Here is a 16,726-nt window from a genome sequence, read left to right as displayed (position 1 = left end):
CGGAACCGGGTGCGCGCTGGATGGCGGCCTCCAGGCCGGGCCCGTAGCGTCGAGGACATGACGAACACACTCCACCGCCCCCGCTCCGGTCGCCTGCTCGCCGGGGTCTGCGCCGGCATCGCCGACCGCTTCGGCTGGTCCCGCACCGCCGTCCGCGTGCTCTGGGTCCTGCTCAGCCTGTTCCCCGGGCCGCTCTGGATCGCCTACGTCGTGCTCTGGATCGTGATGCCGACGCAGGGCGGGCGGCGCTGATCCCGCCCGCTCCCGCGGGTCCGTCCCGCCATGGGGACGCGTCGGGAGGCCGGGACGGCAACGACGAACAGGGTCCGGACGCACCGCGTCCGGACCCTGTTCGTCGTTCCGTCACTCAGCGGCGGCTGCGGCCACCAGCGAAGCGCGTGTAGACGAGCAGCACGATGATCGCGCCGATGATGGAGCCGATGATGCCGGCAGGCTGGAAGAAGCCGTCCATCGGGTCGTGCTGGAAGATCAGGAAGCCGAGGAAGCCCCCGACGAACGAGCCGATGATGCCCAGCACGATCGTCATCACGAGGCTGATGTCCTGCTTGCCGGGGACGATGAGACGGGCGAGTGCGCCGGCGATGAGGCCGACGATGATGAGGCTGAGGATGAGACCGAGCATGGGCTGACTCCTTGGTGCGTTCTGCACGACCGGTAGAAGGGCCGAGCGCGTCCGTCACCCGATCGGGTGACGTGGTCAACCCTTCCACCCCCAAGGGTGTTCCGTCTCACCCCTTGGGGTGGAAAGGTGGCCCCATGCCGGTCGACGCTCCCACCACTCCGCTCCTCGTGACGCTCGTCGACGACTACGACGTCGTCCTCAAGGGCCTCGCGCACATGTTCGACGCGCACCGCGACCGGATCGTCGTGGCCGAGATCGACGCCAACGCAGAGCTCGACGACTCGATCGACATCGTGCTCTACGACTCGTTCGCGCAGCCGGAGTCCGACCAGCTCGAGATCGCCGCACTCGTCGCGAACCCACGAGCACGGCACGTCGTCGTCTACACCTGGAACCTCCAACAGGAGCTCGTCGACGCGGCGCTCGCGGAGGGGGTGCACGGGTACCTGTCGAAGACGCTGGGTGCCGCCGACCTGGTGGACGCGCTCGAGCGGATCGCTGCCGGGGAGGTCGTGGTCAGCCGCGCCGGACGTCGCGCCCCGAGCGCCGCCGGCCTGGACTGGCCGGGCAAGGGCGTGGGCATCACCGACCGTGAGTCCGAGGTCCTCGCGCTCATCACACAGGGCAAGAGCAACGCGGAGGTCGCCCAGCTGACCTACCTCAGCCCGAACACCGTGAAGTCACACATCCGCTCCGTCTACCGCAAGATCGGGTCCGACAGCCGCACCCAGGCGGTGCTCTGGGGGGTCGCGAACGGGTTCAGCCCGGACCACCACCGGATCGACCACTGGCTCGGCGGGCCCTGATCCCGACGGCGCCGCGCAGCACCGTGATCACGATCTCCGCGTCAGATCACCGCGGGCGCACCGCGCGTCGACGAGCCGTGACGCTCCCCACCTGAGCCTGCCGTCCGGACGGCGTAGGCTCGTCGTCGTGCCGGTCTCCGTCTTCGAGCTGTTCAGCATCGGTGTCGGCCCGTCGAGTTCCCACACCGTGGGCCCGATGCGCGCCGCCGCCGACTTCGCCGCGCGGACGGCGGACGGCCCGGTCGACACCATCCGCGTCGACCTCTACGGCTCGCTCGCATCGACCGGGCGCGGCCACGGCACGCTCGGCGCCGTCGCGGTGGGGCTCATGGGGGAGCGTCCAGAGGACGTCGACCCCGACGCGATGACCGCGGCGCTCGACGACCTCGAGACCACCGGGCAGCTGACCCTCGCGGGCGGTGCCACCGTGCCGTTCCGCCTGGACGACATCGTGCTGCACCCCCTGACGATGCTGCCGCGGCACCCGAACGCGATGCGGCTGCGCGCGTTCGACGCCACCGGCACCCAGACCGCGGTCGAGACCTACTACTCGATCGGCGGCGGGTTCATCGCCCGCGACGGCGACGAGGAGCCGGGCGAGGACGTCGCCGGCACCGCGATCCCGGTCGAGGACACCGTGCCCCACCCGTTCTCCAGCGGAGCCGAACTGCTGTCCGCCTGCGCGACCACGGGCCTCCCGGTCAGCGGGGTGGCGCTCGCGAACGAGACTGCGACCCGTCCCGAGGCCGAGGTCCGCGACCGACTCCTGCGCATCCACGCCGTCATGGAGGAGTGCGTCGACCGCAGCGTCCAGCGCACCGGCACGCTGCCCGGCGGGCTCGAGGTCCGCCGTCGTGCGGCCGACTGGTACGAGCAGCTCACCCGCGACGATCCGGACCACCACCCGCTCTTCGCGATGGAGTGGACGAACCTCACCGCGATGGCGGTCAACGAGGAGAACGCCTCCGGCGGCCGTGTCGTCACCGCACCGACGAACGGTGCCGCCGGGATCATCCCCGCGGTCCTCTTCCACGCACTCACCTACGTGCCGACGATCACGCCGGAGCGCCGCGACGACGCGATCGTCCGGTTCCTGCTGACCGCCGGCGCAGTCGGGTCCATCTACAAGGAGCGGGCGTCCATCTCGGGCGCCGAGGTGGGCTGCCAGGGCGAGGTCGGGTCGGCCGCGTCGATGGCCGCCGCCGGGCTCGCGGAGCTGCTCGGCGGGACCCCGGAGCAGGTCGAGAACGCTGCCGAGATCGCCATGGAGCACAACCTCGGACTGACCTGCGACCCGATCGGCGGGCTCGTGCAGATCCCGTGCATCGAGCGCAACGCGATCGCGGCGAACAAGGCCGTGAACGCCGCACGGATGGCGCTCCGCGGGGACGGCGTGCACCACGTCTCGCTCGACCAGGTCGTCGAGACCATGCGGCAGACCGGCGCGGACATGTCGCACAAGTACAAGGAGACCGCGATGGGCGGTCTGGCGGTGAACGTCCCGCTCTGCTGAGGGGACCGGCGCGCCGGGGGTGCGCCGGGCCTCCCGTACATCCGCCATGCGGTCCGACGGTCGCGTCAGCCAGAACGGGGGACGGGCGTCCGGACCCGCGGTGCGCTAGCGTGCTCGCGTCCCTCCGACCGCGCGGGGGCCGGCGCCCAGGGACCGGGCGACGTACCCGAGTCACGGAGCGACCACCGATGCCCACCCGCACCCCGTCCCTGCTGACCGCGTCAGCCCTCGTGGCGGCGCTCGCCGTCGTCGGTGTCGCCGTCCCGGCCACGGCCGCCACGGCGACCACGTCCGCTCCGGCGACCACGTCCGCTCCGGCGACCACGACCGCCCCGCCCCGGGTCGTCCCGCAGCACGCGATCCCGACGCCGACGGACCCGACCACCGGCGCCACCCCTGACGACGAGCCGGTCGACCTGACCGTCGTCCTGCGACCGTCGGACCAGGCCGCCCTCCGCGACCTGCCGAGCACGACGGCCGGGGCCACGGCGGACGCGCGAGCGGACGCCGTCGCCGAGGTCGCGCCGGAGACGGACGACCGCGCCGCCGTGCACGCCACGCTCGCCGCTGCCGGTTTCACGGTCACCGACGTCGACACCTGGCAGGTCGAGGCCCGCGGCACGGCCGCCCAGGCCGAGTCGGCGTTCGGCGTCGCGCTCGTCGGCACCGGCGACGGCATGCACCCCGTCGCCGAACCGGTCCTGTCGGGCGTGCTCGGCGGCGCCGCCACGAGCGTCCTCGGCCTGGACACTCGTCCCGCCGTCGCGCACGCCGCCGTCCCGGCCGGGTACGCCCCGGCGGACCTGGCGAGCGCCTACGCGTCCTCGACGAGCGCCACCGCCGGGGCCGGTGCGACGATCGCCACCGTGCAGTTCTCCGGCTGGGACCGCAACGACCTGGCCGCGTACGCGGCGGCGGCCGGACGACCCGTGCCGGCGCTCGACCAGATCGCCGTCGACGGGGCCGACGTACACCGGTCCGACGGGGCCGGCGGGGAGACCGAGGTCGCGCTCGACCAGGAGGCCCTGCTCGCCGTGGCACCGGCGGCTCGGCACCGCGTGTACATCGCACCAAACTCGTTCCAGGGGATGTACCACGCCTACGACCAGTTGGCCGACGACGTCCGGTCCGCCGGGATCACCGCCGTCAGCATCTCGTGGGGCAGCTGCGAGTCGTCGATGTCGGCTGGCGCACGCGTCGCGCTCGACGGCGCCCTCGACCGCATCGTGGCGGCCGGGGCGACCGTGTTCGCAGCCTCCGGGGACTCCGGCGCGCTGTGCCAGACCGGACCGTCGAGCGCGATCCGCGACGTGAGCCACCCGGCGTCCTCGCCGGCTGTGGTCGGTGTCGGTGGCACCGCGCTGTACGGCTCCGGCACGCACTGGAACGAGACCGGATGGTCGAACGAGTACGGCGCCGGCGGCGGCGGGACCTCGAAGGCGTACGGCAAGCCCGACTGGCAGACCGGCGTGGGCGTCAGCGGCACGAAGCGGCTCGTCCCGGACGTCGCCGCGGTCGCCGACCCGACGACGGGCCCGGGCATCTACCTCGGGACGGAGCACGGGTTCGTGTTCGGTGGCGGGACCAGCGTGGCGTCGCCCCTGGTGGCCGGCCAGTTCGTCGCCGCGCTGTCGGCCCGCGGCTGTGCGGCCGGCGTCGGCGACGTGCACGCGGCGCTGTACGCCAACCCCGGAGCGTTCCGCGACGTGAGCTCCGGCTCGAACGGCACCTGGAAGGCCGCGGCCGGGTACGACCGGGCGACCGGTCTCGGGACGCCGCGGTGGTCGGCGCTCGGGGCGCTCCTGCCGTCCACGCCGACCTGCCCGGCACCGTCCGGACCCGCCAGTGCCGGTGCCACCGCGACCTCGGTGACGTCCTCGGCCGTGGCCGTCCCCGCCGGCACGTCGATCCACTCCCCGAACGGGCAGTTCTGGCTCGACCTGCAGCAGAACGGCAACCTGGTCGAGTGGGGCAACGGTCGTGCGCTGTGGTCCACGGGGACCGCCGGCGCGGGGAACACGATGTCGCTCGGCGCGAACGGTGTGCTGACCGTGCGGTCGGCCTCCGGTGCGGTCAAGTGGACCTCGAAGGCAGCGACCTCGTCCGGCAGCGCGAAGCTCACCGTCACGGACACGGGCGACGTCCGGGTCACCGCCGGCAGCGGCAAGGTCCTGTGGCGCAACAAAGCACCGGGAGCGGACCGGCTCGTGCCGGGGGCCTCGCTGGTGCAGGGGCAGAGCCTGTGGGACACCGCGGGCAAGCGGCGGCTCGTGGTCCGGGCCGACGGGCAGCTCCGCGTGGTGATCGGCAGCCGTACGGCGATGAAGGTCACCAGCGGCGGTAGCGGATCGGCGCTGCAGATGGCCTCGAACGGCAACGTGGTGCTGTGGGACCAGTTCGGCAGCGTCGCGTGGTCGACGAAGACGTCGCGCTTCGGTGGGTCGGGCGTCACCCTGCGGATGCAGACGGACGGTGACCTCGTGTTGCGCAAGGGCACGAAGGTGATCTGGAAGAGCGGGACGAAGGGCTGAGCGCGGACGGGCACGGACGCCGGTCGGTGTCCGTGCCCGTCGCTGCTCGCCGGGTCAGGCCGTGGCGAGCAGGGTCAGCAGGCGGCTCGTCTCGGCCGTGATCGCGTCCCGCCCGGCTGCGACGTACTTCCGCGGGTCGACCACGTCCGGACGCTCGTCGAGCACGCCGCGGAGGGCCCGGGTGAACAGGCCGTTGAGGTGGGTCGAGATGTTGACCTTCGTCATGCCGGCCCGGACGGCGCCCTGCAGCTCCTCGTCCGACAGCCCCGACGAGCCGTGCAGCACGAGGGGGACCGGCACGGCGTCGTGCAGGCGTCGGACGAGGTCGCGGTCGACGGCGGCCTCCCGTGTCTGCATCGCGTGCGAGGTCCCCACGGCCACCGCCAGGGCGTCGACACCGGTCGCCCGGACGAAGGCGGCCGCGTCCGTCGGGTCGGTCCGGACACCGGGAGCGTGCACGCCGTCCTTGCCGCCGACCTCGCCGAGTTCGGCCTCGACCGCGATGCCCGCTGCGTGGCAGCGGTCGGCGAGGACCCGGGTGGCCGCGACGTTCGCGTCGTAGTCCAGGTGTGACCCGTCGTACATCACGGAGTCCACGCCGAGCGCGATGCCCTCGGCGACCAGGTCGACGTCCTCGATGTGGTCGAGGTGCACCAGGACCTCGACGTCGGCCGCGCGGGCGATCGCCTGGGTCGCGGTCGTGATCGGGGCGAGGCCGCCGTGGTAGCGGACGCAGTTCTCGCTGATCTGCAGGATGACGGGCAGGCCGGCGAGTTCGGCACCGGCGACGATCGCCTCGGCGTGCTCGAGCAGGACGACGTTGAAGGCGCCGACGCCGTGGCGTGTCGTACGGGCCGAGTCGAGCAGCCCGGTGAGGGCGAGGTCGGTGGTCATGCGGTGCTCCGGGTCGGTTCGGGGTCGGTCAGGAATCGGTGGGCGGCCTCGCGGTCGATCTCGCCCGCGACGGGACGCAGGACGGCGGCGGCGCCGAACGCGGCGGCCGTGCGGAGCGCGGTGGCGAGGTCCGGGTCAGCGGTGTCGCGGGTCAGCGCCAGCACGAGCCCGGCCGTGGCCGCGTCGCCCGCGCCGGTCGGGTTCCCGGTGACGTCGGGGACGGCCGCGACCTCGACGACCTCGGTGCGGGTGTGGGCCGCGATGCCGTCCGCGCCACGGGAGACGACGACGATGCCGGCGCCGCGGTCGAGCAGCGCGAGCGCCCCGTCACGCTCGTCCGCGCACCCGGTGGCCTCGGCCAGCTCCTCGCGGTTCGGCTTGCAGACGGTGGCGCCGGCGTCGGCCGCGGCCAGGAGCGCGGGCCCCGAGCAGTCGGCGACGACGAGCACACCCGCAGCGACCGCGTCGGCGATCCACGGCGTGACGACCTCGGCCGCGCTGCCGACGGGCAGCGAGCCGGAGACGACGAGGGCCTCGGCGGTCGGGAGCAGCGCCCGGACGGCCTCGTCCACGGGGAGCCAGGCGACGGGCGGCACGGTCGGACCCGGTTCGCCGAACATCGTCGGGTGTGCGTGGTCGTCGACGACCGTGACGGTGGTCCGGGTCTCGCCGGGGACCGGCACGGCGGTGGCGGTGAGCCCGAGGGCGGCGACCGCGTCGGCCACCCAGGTGCCGGACGGTCCGCCCAGGGGCAGGACCGAGTGCGTCGCGACGCCCTCGCTCGCCAGGACCCGCGCGACGTTGAGGCCCTTCCCGCCCGGCAGCCGGTCGACGGACCGGACGCGCTGCGTGGTGCCGATGCGCTGCTCGTCGACGCGGTAGGTGACGTCGACGGCCGGGTTCGGGGTGACGACGACGATCATGCGGACACCTCGGTGTGGGGACGGACGTGGCCGGTGGTCGTGTCGACGACGACGCGGACGGCGTCCGGGGCGAGACCGAGCAGGGCCCGCGCGCGCCCGGAACTCGCGGCGACGGCGTCGTCGAGTGACGTCCCCGTCGCCAGCAGGCGGAGGAAGCCGTCGCGGACCGTGCTCGTGCTGCCGGCCAGGGACGACCCGTCGGCGAGCATCGCGACCCCGTCCGACACGACGACGTCGGACCCGGCGATGCGGTACGGGCCGTCGGCGCATCCGGTGGCGGCCATCGCGTCGGACACCAGGACCATCCGGTCCCCGGTGCTCCGGCGGACCAGGTCCACGGTGACGTCGTCGAGGTGGTGGCCGTCGACGATCGCCTCGACGTACAGGCGCGGATCGGTGAGGGCGATCCCGACGGGGCCGGGGGCGCGGTGGTGCAGCGGCGGCATGCCGTTGAAGACGTGGGTGACGAGCCGGGCTCCGGCGTCGACCGCACGCGTGACGGTGTCGGCGTCGGCGTCCGTGTGGCCGATGGCGACGACGACCCCGGCCGCGGTCAGGCGTGCGACGGCGTCGAGGGCACCGGGGAGCTCGGGGGCGAGCGTCACGATGCGGAGCGCGCCGGCGGCGGCGTCCAGGGAGCGGTCGACCTCGGCCGGGGTCGGGGCGTGCAGGAGCTCGGCGGCGTGCGCACCGCGGCGGGCCGGCGAGAGCCAGGGCCCCTCGAGGTGCAGGCCGGCGAGCACGCCCTCGGTGACGAGCGGTCCGAGTCGCCGGAGCGCGGCCACGGTGTCGTCGGGCGTCCCGGTGGCGATCGAGGCGATCATCGTCGTGGTCCCACGGGCGGCGTGGTGGGCGACGGCGGCGCGGGCGTCGTCAGCGGTGCACGTCGCGAAGTCGTGTCCGAGGGCACCGTGCGCGTGCAGGTCGACGAACCCCGGCACGAGGACGTCCGTCACGACGGTCCGCCCGACGGGGCGAGGGCGTCGAGGAGGTCCCGAGCGAGCAGCCCGGCACCGATGGCCCCGGCGGCGTCGCCGTGCCGTGCCGCCAGGAGGGTCGGGGTCCGGATCCCGACGAGGCGCTCGGCCACGGCGTCGCGCAGGGGGTCGAGGAGCATCGGGCCGGACTCGGCCAGACCGCCGCCGACCACGACCGCGCGGCAGCCGGCGACCGCCGCGATCCACGCGATCGCGTCGGCCAGTGCGTCGACGCAGTCGGCCCAGACGGCGGTCGCGACGGGATCGCCCTGCCGGACGCGGAGCATCGCCGCGTGGGCCGACTCGGTGCTGGACCGCCGGGCGACGGCTCCGGCCGAGGCGACCTCTTCGAGACGGAGTCCGGCGTGTGGGCCCTGCTGGATGCGGACCTGGCCGATCTCGCCGGCCCAACCCTCGCCGCTGACCACCCGGCCGTCGACGACCAGGGCGCTCGCGAGTCCGGTGCCCACCGGGACGAACGCCACGGCACCGTGGTCGAGTCCACCGGCCCGCACCTCGGCGAGGGCCCCGGCTCGGACGTCGTGCCCGAACGCGAGGGGGACGTCGATCCCCACGGCCCGCAGTGCTGCGGTCACGGTGTCCCGCACGGGGACGTCGCGCCACCCCAGGTTCACCGACATGACCGAGCGGCCGGCGTCCTCGTCGACCACTCCGGGCACGACGAGGCCGACGGCGTCGAGGGTCGTGCCGTGCTGCTCGACGGTCGCGCGTGCACGGACGGCGAGGTCGGCCACGACGCGGCCGAGCGATGCGGCGGCGGGGTCGTCACGCGGGGTCGGGACTCGCTGCTCGTCGAGCACCTGTCCGTCGAGTGTGGTGGTCCGGGCCTTGATGCCCGTGCCGCCGACGTCGACCCCGAGCACCGCCCCGCGGCCCGTCATCAGGTGAGGATGACCGAGCGGGTGAGCGAACGCGGGTGGTCCGGGTCCAGGCCACGACGTTCGGCGAGGGCGACGGCGAACCGGTGCACGACGACGAGCCCGGCGAGCGGGTCGAGGTCGTGGTGCACGAGGCGGGCACCGGTGGCGGCGACCTCGTCGGCGAGACCCTCCGGCACGGCACCGAGCGACCAGACCAGACGGCCGGGCTGCGCGATCGCGATCGGCCCGTGGCGGTAGTCCATCGCCGGGTACGACTCGGCCCAGAACTGTGCGGCCTCGCGCGTCTTCAGGGCGGCTTCGAACGTCAGGCCCACGGCGGCGCCACGGCCGACGAAGGTCACCTGCTCGGCGTCGAGGAGGTCGTCGATCGGCAGCGTCAGGGCGGTCTCGGCCTGGACGGCGAGGGCTTCGACGTCGTCACCGAGCGAGGCGCGGAGCAGTGCGAGGGCGGTGGTCGCGAAGCGGGTCTGCACCACGGAGCGCTCGTCGGCGAACGGCAGCGCGACGACGTCGTCGGCGTCCGCGGCGGCGGGGCTGTCCGGCACGGCCGTGATCAGGACGGTGCGCTGGCCGGGCAGGGCGCGGAGGAGGTCGATGATCTCGGTGGTGGTGCCGGAGCGCGAGATGGTGACGACGCGGTCGTACTGTCGGTCGGCGGGGTACTCGGAGCCGGCGAAGGCGTCGGTCTGCCCGAGGCCGGCGGACTCACGCGCGACGGCGTAGCTCATCGCGATGAACCAGCTGGTACCGCAGCCGATGACGGCGACGCGCTCGCCCGGCTGGGGGAGGACGTCGATGAACGAGGGCAGCAGGGCCGCGGCGGAGCGCCAGGAGGCCGGCTGCGATGCCAGCTCGTCGCCCACGAAGGTGTCGGACATGGTGTCCTTCCGGTCGGACCGATCCTTGGTGATCGGATATCGGCCAGCATGACGATCGATCGTGCTCGATGCAAGTGCAAAACGTCATTTCCGATCATCCACCGCGCGGAAGAGCGCCCGTAGGATGACGCCATGACCCCGCAGCAGAGGCTCAACGCCCTCCTCGAGCTGGTGAGCGACCGTGGCAACGTCTCGATCACCGAGATCGGCGACGTGCTCGGGATCTCCGCCGCGACCGCCCGTCGCGACCTCGCCACCCTCGCCGACCAGCGCCTCGTCACCCGCACGCACGGTGGTGCCGCCGCACTCGGTGCCGGGTACGAGCTGCCACTGCAGTACAAGATCGCCCGCCAGGCGGAGGCGAAGACCGCAATCGCCCGGGCGACGGCGGCCCTCGTGGCCCCCGGCGACACGGTGGGGCTCAACGGCGGCACGACGACGACCGAGGTGGCGCGGGAACTCGGCAAGAGCGAGCGCTTCATCCGCTCCGACGGCGAGTACGGCATCACCATCGTCACCAACGCACTGAACATCGGGTACGAGCTGTCGGTGCGTGCCAACGTGAAGATCGTCGTGACCGGTGGCGTCGCCCGTCGGCAGTCGTACGAGCTCATCGGGCCGCTGGTCCGGGACACCCTCGACGAGTTCGCGCTGGACGTGGTCGTGCTCGGCGTCGACGGGCTGACGGGGCAGTACGGCGCCACGACCATGCACGAGGGGGAAGCCGAGGTCAGCCGACACTTCGCCTCGGTGGGACGCCGGGTCATCGTGGTCGCCGACTCGACGAAGATCGAGCGCTCGACCTTCGCCCGGATCTGCCCACTCGACCGCATCGACGTCCTGGTCACGGACCGGGACGTCCCGACGTCGTTCGCCGCGGACCTGGCCGCCGCCGGCACGGAGCTCGTCGTCGCGGACTGACCCGCGGTCCTGCCCCGCGCCTCCCGACAAGGGCGGGGAACGTTACCGGCGTGTAAAACCCACGCATCTCGCTTCCGTGAGCGATCCATGAGCGCATATTGTGCATTCATGATCGATTTGGCATCATGGACGTCACAATCACGCAAGGGAGCGAGATGAGCATCACGAGCACGCGCACACTCCGAGTCGGCGTGGTCGGCATCGGCCAGCGGTCCTACATCGCGGACCACGTGGCCGCCGCCGGACTCGATGCCGACGGGGTCGACGCCCGGATCGTGGCCGCCGCCGACGTCACCGCCTCAGGACGCGATCGCGCCGCCGAGGCCTGGCCGGACGCCACCGTGGTCGACGGCCACCACGCCCTGATCGGCACGGACGGCGCCGCGAACCTGGTCGACGCCGCGATCGTCACCACGCCGGACTGGACCCACGCCGAGATCGCGATCGACCTGCTCCGCGCCGGCATCGCCGTCTACCTCGAGAAGCCCCTCGCGATCACGGTCGAGGACGCCGACGCCGTCCTCAACACCGCTGCCGAGACCGGCACCCCGCTCTACGTCGGCCACAACTTCCGCCACTCCGCCGTCGTGCGCCTGATGCGTGACGTGATCGCCCGCGGCGAGATCGGCGAGGTCAAGGCCGTCTGGGTCCGCCACTTCGTCGGCAACGGCGGCGACTACTACTTCAAGGACTGGCACGCCGACCGCAGCCGCGTGAACTCGCTCCTGCTGCAGAAGGCCAGCCACGACCTCGACGTCGTCCACGCTCTGGCCGGCGCCTACACCAGCCGTGTCGTCGGCATGGGGTCGCTCTCGGTCTACGGGGACGTCACCGACCGCCGGGACCGCAGCGACGAGCTCATGACCGACTGGTTCTCGTTCGACAACTGGCCGCCCGCCGAGCAGACCGGCCTGAACCCCGTCGTCGACGTCGAGGACGTGTCGATGGTCATGATGACCCTCGAGAACGGCGTCCAGGCCAGCTACGAGCAGTGCCACTTCACACCCGACTACTGGCGGAACTACACCGTCATCGGCACCCACGGGCGTCTCGAGAACATCGGGGACACCGGCGGCGGCGTGGTCAAGGTGTGGAACCACCGCCGCAACTGGGACGTGGCCGGGGACGTCGAGTACCCGATCGACGGTGTCGAGGACGGCCACGAAGACGCCGACCTGCTCACGATGACCGAGTTCCTGCGGTCCATCGCGTTCGGCGAGCCGACCACCCTGTCCCCGGTCGCGGCCCGCGCCGCCGTCGCCGCCGGGGCGCTCGCCACCCGCTCACTCCGCAACGGCTCCGTCCCCATCGACGTGCCGCCCCTCCCCGAGGCCACCCTCCGCCACTTCGCGACCACTCCCGACCGCGACGACGTTCCCGAAAGGACCACCCGATGACCGCTCCAACCGCCCGTCCGGGCCGCGGCCGCCGCCGCGCACTGCTCGGTCTCGCAGCCGCCGTCAGCGCCGTCGCGCTCCTCGCCGGATGCAGCAGCCCCTCGTCCGCGGGGTCCTCGGACTCCGGTTCGGGCGAGGTCGCGAAGGACACGAAGGCGAACCTGACGTACGCCGTGTGGGACCAGAACCAGGTGAAGGCGATCAAGGCCAACATCAAGGGGTTCAACGAGGAGTACCCCGACATCAAGGTGAACGTCGACGTCACGCCGTACGCCAGCTACTTCACCAAGCTGCAGACCCAGGGCTCGAGCAACACGCTCCCCGACCTGTTCTGGATGAACGGCCCGAACTTCCAGCTGTACGCCGGCAACGGCAAGCTCGCCCCGATCACCGGTGAGGTGAAGTCCGGTGCGATCGACCCGGCGAACTACTCGGACGCGCTCAACAAGCTCTACACGTACGACGGCACCCAGTACGGCGTCCCGAAGGACTTCGACACCATCGGCGTCTGGATGAACAAGGCCCTGTTCGAGAAGGCCGGCGTGGCCATGCCGTCGAAGGACTGGACCTGGAGCGACTTCCAGAAGACCGGCGCCGAGCTGTCCCAGAAGCTGAAGTCGGACGGTGCGTACGGCGCCGCCGCGGGCATGGACGGCCAGACGACCTACTACGACACGATCTTCCAGGCCGGCGGCTCGGTCGTCGACGGCGACAAGTCGGAGTACGCCACGAAGGCCGCGCAGGAGGGCATCGGTTACTGGACCAACCTCATCAAGTCCGGCGCCTCGCCCTCGATCAAGCAGCTGACCGACACCACGGCGGACCAGTGGTTCACCTCCGGCAAGGTCGCGATGTACCAGGGCGGCAGCTGGTTCCGGTCCGCGCTCGTCGGTTCCGACATGGAGAAGGACGTCGTCGTCTACCCGCTGCCGAAGGGCAAGGAGCAGGCGACCGTCATCCACGGCGTCTCGAACGTCGTCGCCGAGGGTTCGAAGGACAAGGCCGCCGCGCAGGCGCTCCAGGTCTACCTGGCGAGCAAGCCCGCCCAGCAGCAGCAGGGCGACATGGGCGCCATCATCCCCGCCTACACCGGGACGCAGGACGCCTTCACGAAGACCATGCCGGACGCCGACCTGCAGGTCTTCCTCGACGCGGTCGACTACGCCAAGCCCCTGCCGGTGTCGAAGAACACCGCCGCGTGGAACACCCTCGAGACGAACCTGCTGCCCAGCGCCTTCGACGGCTCCGAGCCGGTCGACCAGGTGACGAAGGAACTCGCCCAGAAGATGGACGCAGCACTCGCCAAGGAGTGACGACGAGCCGGCCGGTCAGGCCCCGCGCCCGACCGGCCGGCCCCCGCACGTCCGCACCACCCGCCGCACGCAGCACCACCCGGACCCCCCGATCCGACCGCCCTGGCCGAGGAGCGACCTGATGACCATCAACACCCAGCGACCGGACGCCACACAGGCGTCCCCGCCACCCGAGACGCGCTCCGCCGCGCCCGCGCGGCCGAAGCCGGCACCACGGACCGACGGCTTCTGGCCGTGGCTCTTCGTGCTGCCGCTGCTCATCGGCGTCGGGACGTTCTTCATCTGGCCGATCCTGCAGACCTTCTACTACTCGTTCACGAGCTGGGGGGTCTTCGGCGGCTCGAGCTTCACCGGCCTCGCCAACTACGGTCGGCTGCTGACCGACCCGCAGCTGTACCAGTCGCTGTTCAACACGGTCGTCTACACGGTGATCGTCCTGCTCGGCATCCCGATCGCGGTCTGGCTCGCCAGCCTGCTGAACACCCCGGGCCTGCGCTTCGCCCAGTTCTACCGCGTGCTGTTCTTCCTGCCGTACGTGGCGATGCCCGCGGCGATCGCGCTGGTCTGGCGCATCATGTTCAACGGTGACTTCGGCATCGTGAACTGGTTCCTCGGCCTGTTCGGCATCGACGGCCCGTACTGGATCTCGACCCCGGGCTTCGCGCTCGTCGCGGTCTCGCTCGTCGGCCTGTGGTCGTCGCTCGGCTTCTCGATGATCATCCTCGGCGCCGGCCTCAAGGACATCCCGCCGGAGCTGTACGAGGCGGCCGAGCTCGACGGGGCGAGCCGGTGGCGTCAGTTCCACTCGCTGACGGTGCCGCTGCTGACACCGAGCATCTTCTTCGTGCTCATCATCACGACGATCTCGAGCTTCCAGCTGTTCGACCTGCTCTACGCCATCCTCGGCTCCACCAACCCGGTGATCCCGAAGACGATGTCCCTCGTCTTCTACTTCTACAACGCCGGCTTCATCGACAACGACAAGGGCTTCGCGGCTGCGATCGCGATGGTGATCTTCGTGCTCATCGGCATCATCACCATCGTGCAGTTCCGGGTCCAGCGGAAGTGGGTCCAGTCATGACCGGAATCATCGAGGCGCACGGCAGCAAGCTGACCGCGGCGACGAAGGCCGTCAGCCGCACCCGGTCGCGGGTCCGCGCCGAACCCCGTCCGGGTCGCCGCGGCGGCAGCCACTGGTGGATCCACGTGGTGCTCGGCGTCGGTGGCTTCGTGATGGCCTTCCCGTTCCTGTGGCAGATCATCATGGCGCTGTCCACGAACGCGCAGGTGACCTCGCCCACGCCGACCTTCTGGCCGGGCGAGCTGCAGTGGGGCAACTTCGTCCGCGTGTTCGACCGACTGCCGTTCCTCAGCCAGCTCGGGACGTCGATCTGGGTCACCCTGATCCGCACGGCGGCGCAGATCGTGCTGTGCACCCTGGCCGGCTACGCCTTCGCCCGCATGCGCTTCCGCGGACGTGCCGTCATCCTCGGGATCGTCCTGTCGATCCTGCTGGTGCCGTCGCAGGTGTACCTCATCTCGCAGTACCAGATCGTCCAGGGTCTCGGCTGGCTCGACACCCTGGCCGGCATCGTCGCGCCCGGGCTGTTCAGCGCCTTCGGCACGTTCCTCATGCGCACCGCGTTCCTCAACATGCCCGCCGAACTCGAGGAGGCCGCGCGCATGGACGGCGCGAACCCCTTCCAGACGTTCTGGCGGATCATGCTGCCGCTCGCCCGGCCGTCGATCAGCGTGCTCGCGATCACGACGGTCCTCTGGTCCTGGAACGAGCTCCTGTGGCCGCTCGTCGTCTCGACCCGGGCCGAGGACATGCCGCTCGCCGCCGGTCTCGCGACCCTGTCGAGCGACCGGACGATCGACTACCCGCTGCTCATGGCGGCGAGCCTGATGGCGATGGCGCCGGTGCTCATCATGTTCATCGTGCTCCAGCGCCGGGTGATCGACGGGCTCGCGTCCTCCGGGCTCAAGTGAGCCCGGCAGCCGTCGGACGGGAGGCCCGGGTCGACCCCGTCGCGCTCCTCACCGCCGCCGTCGGGTCGCGCGACGAGCCCGCGGGGCTGGCCCCGGCGCTCGAGGCCGCCGTGCAGCACCACGGCCCGGCGGGCCGGGAGGCAGCGGTGCTGGCCGCCCTCCGCGCGGTGCTGCCCGTGACCGAGCAGTGGCTCCGCAGCCATGGGTGCAGCCCAGAGGCCGCCGCGGCGAGCGTCGCCGACGTGGACCTGAAGGTCGACCGCTACGGGCTCGACGGCACCGGGCTGGACTGGCTGGTGCAGGTGGCGACCGGACGCGTGGTGGCCGTGGGGCGCCTCCAGTTCGAGCGGGCCGCCCACCTGCCGGACGGGACGCTTGCGTGGGGCGTGCACGTGCCGGAGGCCGGGCCGCTGGACCCGGACGCGTGCGACCGCTCGTTCGCGGACGCGCCCGCGGTGCTCCGACGGCTCGACCCGGACACGACGGTGGACACCTTCGTGTGCTCGTCGTGGCTGCTCGACCCGGAGGTCGCGGCCGTCCTCGGGCCGTCGTCGAACACGGCGCGGTTCGCGGCACGGTTCACGCTGCTGGCGGAGCCGGACGACCCCGACGAGGTCCACGAGGGTGACGAGTCGATGGCGAAGTTCGTCTTCGGCACCGACCTGGCTGCCGCGCGGCAGGCCGTCCCCGTCGGCCGACTGCAGCACGCCGTCCAGGATCGGTGGGCCGCCGGCGGGCACTGGTCGGAGCGCACCGGCACCGCTCCGGTCGGCGTACCGTCACCGACATGAGCGCACCCGACCGAGACCACCTGGACGACGGCGTCGACATGACCTTCGAGGAGCGTCGACACGACACGTTCCGCCGGATGTCCGGCTCCGACGAGCACGACGAGGCGCCGCGCGTCGAGGTCGAGCAGACCGAGTCCGGCGACGTCCGCATCGACGTCGCCGACAGCGCAGCCGTCCGTCCCGGCGACTGAGCACGCTCCTGCACCGACGCCGTCCGACGCGCGCGCGTCCACTGAGCGGGCCCC

Annotated in this window: 17 protein-coding genes; 11 read left to right on the top strand and 6 right to left on the bottom strand. The window is 72.2% G+C overall.

Features of this window, described 5'->3' with window-relative positions; all coding sequences use genetic code 11:
* The first annotated feature begins 57 nt into the window (after nt 1-57).
* The gene (locus E9228_RS10365) at nt 58-252 is read left to right on the top strand and encodes a PspC domain-containing protein (protein ID WP_111074046.1); all 195 of its coding nucleotides are present in this window, start codon (nt 58-60) and stop codon (nt 250-252) included.
* A 115-nt stretch (nt 253-367) separates the two neighbouring features.
* Here the strand turns inward: E9228_RS10365 and E9228_RS10360 are convergent, their stop codons facing one another.
* Nucleotides 368-643 (bottom strand): GlsB/YeaQ/YmgE family stress response membrane protein, encoded by a 276-nt coding sequence (locus E9228_RS10360; RefSeq protein ID WP_166780482.1) that lies wholly within the window; start codon nt 641-643, stop codon nt 368-370.
* Between the two features lie 134 nt (nt 644-777).
* Between E9228_RS10360 and E9228_RS10355 the strand changes: the two genes are divergently transcribed.
* The 3 genes from E9228_RS10355 to E9228_RS10345 all read left to right on the top strand — a co-directional run bounded on the left by E9228_RS10355 (nt 778) and on the right by E9228_RS10345 (nt 5,493).
* Entirely contained in the window at nt 778-1,449 is a 672-nt protein-coding gene (locus tag E9228_RS10355) for a LuxR C-terminal-related transcriptional regulator (RefSeq protein WP_166780481.1), read from the top strand.
* Between the two features lie 127 nt (nt 1,450-1,576).
* The gene (locus tag E9228_RS10350) at nt 1,577-2,962 is read left to right on the top strand and encodes an L-serine ammonia-lyase (RefSeq protein ID WP_166780480.1); all 1,386 of its coding nucleotides are present in this window, start codon (nt 1,577-1,579) and stop codon (nt 2,960-2,962) included.
* A gap of 188 nt (nt 2,963-3,150) precedes the next feature.
* Entirely contained in the window at nt 3,151-5,493 is a 2,343-nt protein-coding gene (locus E9228_RS10345; RefSeq protein WP_166780479.1) for a hypothetical protein, read from the top strand.
* A 54-nt stretch (nt 5,494-5,547) separates the two neighbouring features.
* Here the strand turns inward: E9228_RS10345 and E9228_RS10340 are convergent, their stop codons facing one another.
* From E9228_RS10340 to E9228_RS10320, 5 genes are read right to left on the bottom strand one after another with little or no spacing between them, the layout of a single operon-like run.
* Nucleotides 5,548-6,387 carry a class II fructose-bisphosphate aldolase gene (locus E9228_RS10340; protein WP_166780478.1) on the bottom strand — a complete coding sequence of 280 codons (840 nt, stop codon included), beginning with the start codon at nt 6,385-6,387 and terminating at the stop codon, nt 5,548-5,550.
* The gene (locus E9228_RS10335) at nt 6,384-7,310 is read right to left on the bottom strand and encodes a 1-phosphofructokinase family hexose kinase (protein ID WP_166780477.1); all 927 of its coding nucleotides are present in this window, start codon (nt 7,308-7,310) and stop codon (nt 6,384-6,386) included. The genes E9228_RS10340 and E9228_RS10335 overlap by 4 nt, the downstream gene beginning before the upstream one ends.
* Nucleotides 7,307-8,266: an amidohydrolase family protein gene (locus tag E9228_RS10330; protein WP_166780476.1), complete on the bottom strand. Its 960-nt coding sequence runs from the start codon at nt 8,264-8,266 to the stop codon at nt 7,307-7,309. The genes E9228_RS10335 and E9228_RS10330 overlap by 4 nt, the downstream gene beginning before the upstream one ends.
* Nucleotides 8,263-9,189, bottom strand: coding sequence for an ROK family protein (locus tag E9228_RS10325; RefSeq protein WP_166780475.1), 927 nt, complete (start codon nt 9,187-9,189; stop codon nt 8,263-8,265). Before E9228_RS10325 ends, E9228_RS10330 begins: the two co-directional genes overlap by 4 nt.
* Entirely contained in the window at nt 9,189-10,067 is an 879-nt protein-coding gene (locus E9228_RS10320; RefSeq protein WP_166780474.1) for an SIS domain-containing protein, read from the bottom strand. Before E9228_RS10320 ends, E9228_RS10325 begins: the two co-directional genes overlap by 1 nt.
* A gap of 132 nt (nt 10,068-10,199) precedes the next feature.
* On the opposite strand from E9228_RS10320, the gene E9228_RS10315 reads away from it, so the two are divergent.
* The 7 genes from E9228_RS10315 to E9228_RS10285 all read left to right on the top strand — a co-directional run bounded on the left by E9228_RS10315 (nt 10,200) and on the right by E9228_RS10285 (nt 16,672).
* The gene (locus E9228_RS10315; RefSeq protein WP_166780473.1) at nt 10,200-10,988 is read left to right on the top strand and encodes a DeoR/GlpR family DNA-binding transcription regulator; all 789 of its coding nucleotides are present in this window, start codon (nt 10,200-10,202) and stop codon (nt 10,986-10,988) included.
* A gap of 155 nt (nt 10,989-11,143) precedes the next feature.
* Nucleotides 11,144-12,385: a Gfo/Idh/MocA family protein gene (locus tag E9228_RS10310; RefSeq protein WP_166780472.1), complete on the top strand. Its 1,242-nt coding sequence runs from the start codon at nt 11,144-11,146 to the stop codon at nt 12,383-12,385.
* Nucleotides 12,382-13,698, top strand: coding sequence for an ABC transporter substrate-binding protein (locus E9228_RS10305; protein ID WP_166780471.1), 1,317 nt, complete (start codon nt 12,382-12,384; stop codon nt 13,696-13,698). Before E9228_RS10310 ends, E9228_RS10305 begins: the two co-directional genes overlap by 4 nt.
* Nucleotides 13,699-13,819: 121 nt before the next feature.
* Entirely contained in the window at nt 13,820-14,779 is a 960-nt protein-coding gene (locus E9228_RS10300) for a carbohydrate ABC transporter permease (RefSeq protein ID WP_166780470.1), read from the top strand.
* Entirely contained in the window at nt 14,776-15,690 is a 915-nt protein-coding gene (locus tag E9228_RS10295; protein ID WP_252727978.1) for a carbohydrate ABC transporter permease, read from the top strand. The genes E9228_RS10300 and E9228_RS10295 overlap by 4 nt, the downstream gene beginning before the upstream one ends.
* Complete coding sequence (locus E9228_RS17585; RefSeq protein ID WP_166780469.1) at nt 15,687-16,481, top strand: hypothetical protein; 795 nt, start codon at nt 15,687-15,689, stop codon at nt 16,479-16,481. Before E9228_RS10295 ends, E9228_RS17585 begins: the two co-directional genes overlap by 4 nt.
* The gene (locus E9228_RS10285) at nt 16,478-16,672 is read left to right on the top strand and encodes a multidrug transporter (protein WP_166780183.1); all 195 of its coding nucleotides are present in this window, start codon (nt 16,478-16,480) and stop codon (nt 16,670-16,672) included. Before E9228_RS17585 ends, E9228_RS10285 begins: the two co-directional genes overlap by 4 nt.
* Nucleotides 16,673-16,726 lie beyond the last annotated feature (54 nt).

Origin of the sequence: Curtobacterium salicis, from assembly GCF_011759505.1 — a bacterium.
Lineage (GTDB): Bacteria > Actinomycetota > Actinomycetes > Actinomycetales > Microbacteriaceae > Curtobacterium > Curtobacterium salicis.
The sequence above is the reverse complement of the archived record's forward strand: the minus strand, read 5'-3'. Positions and strand labels throughout refer to the sequence as shown.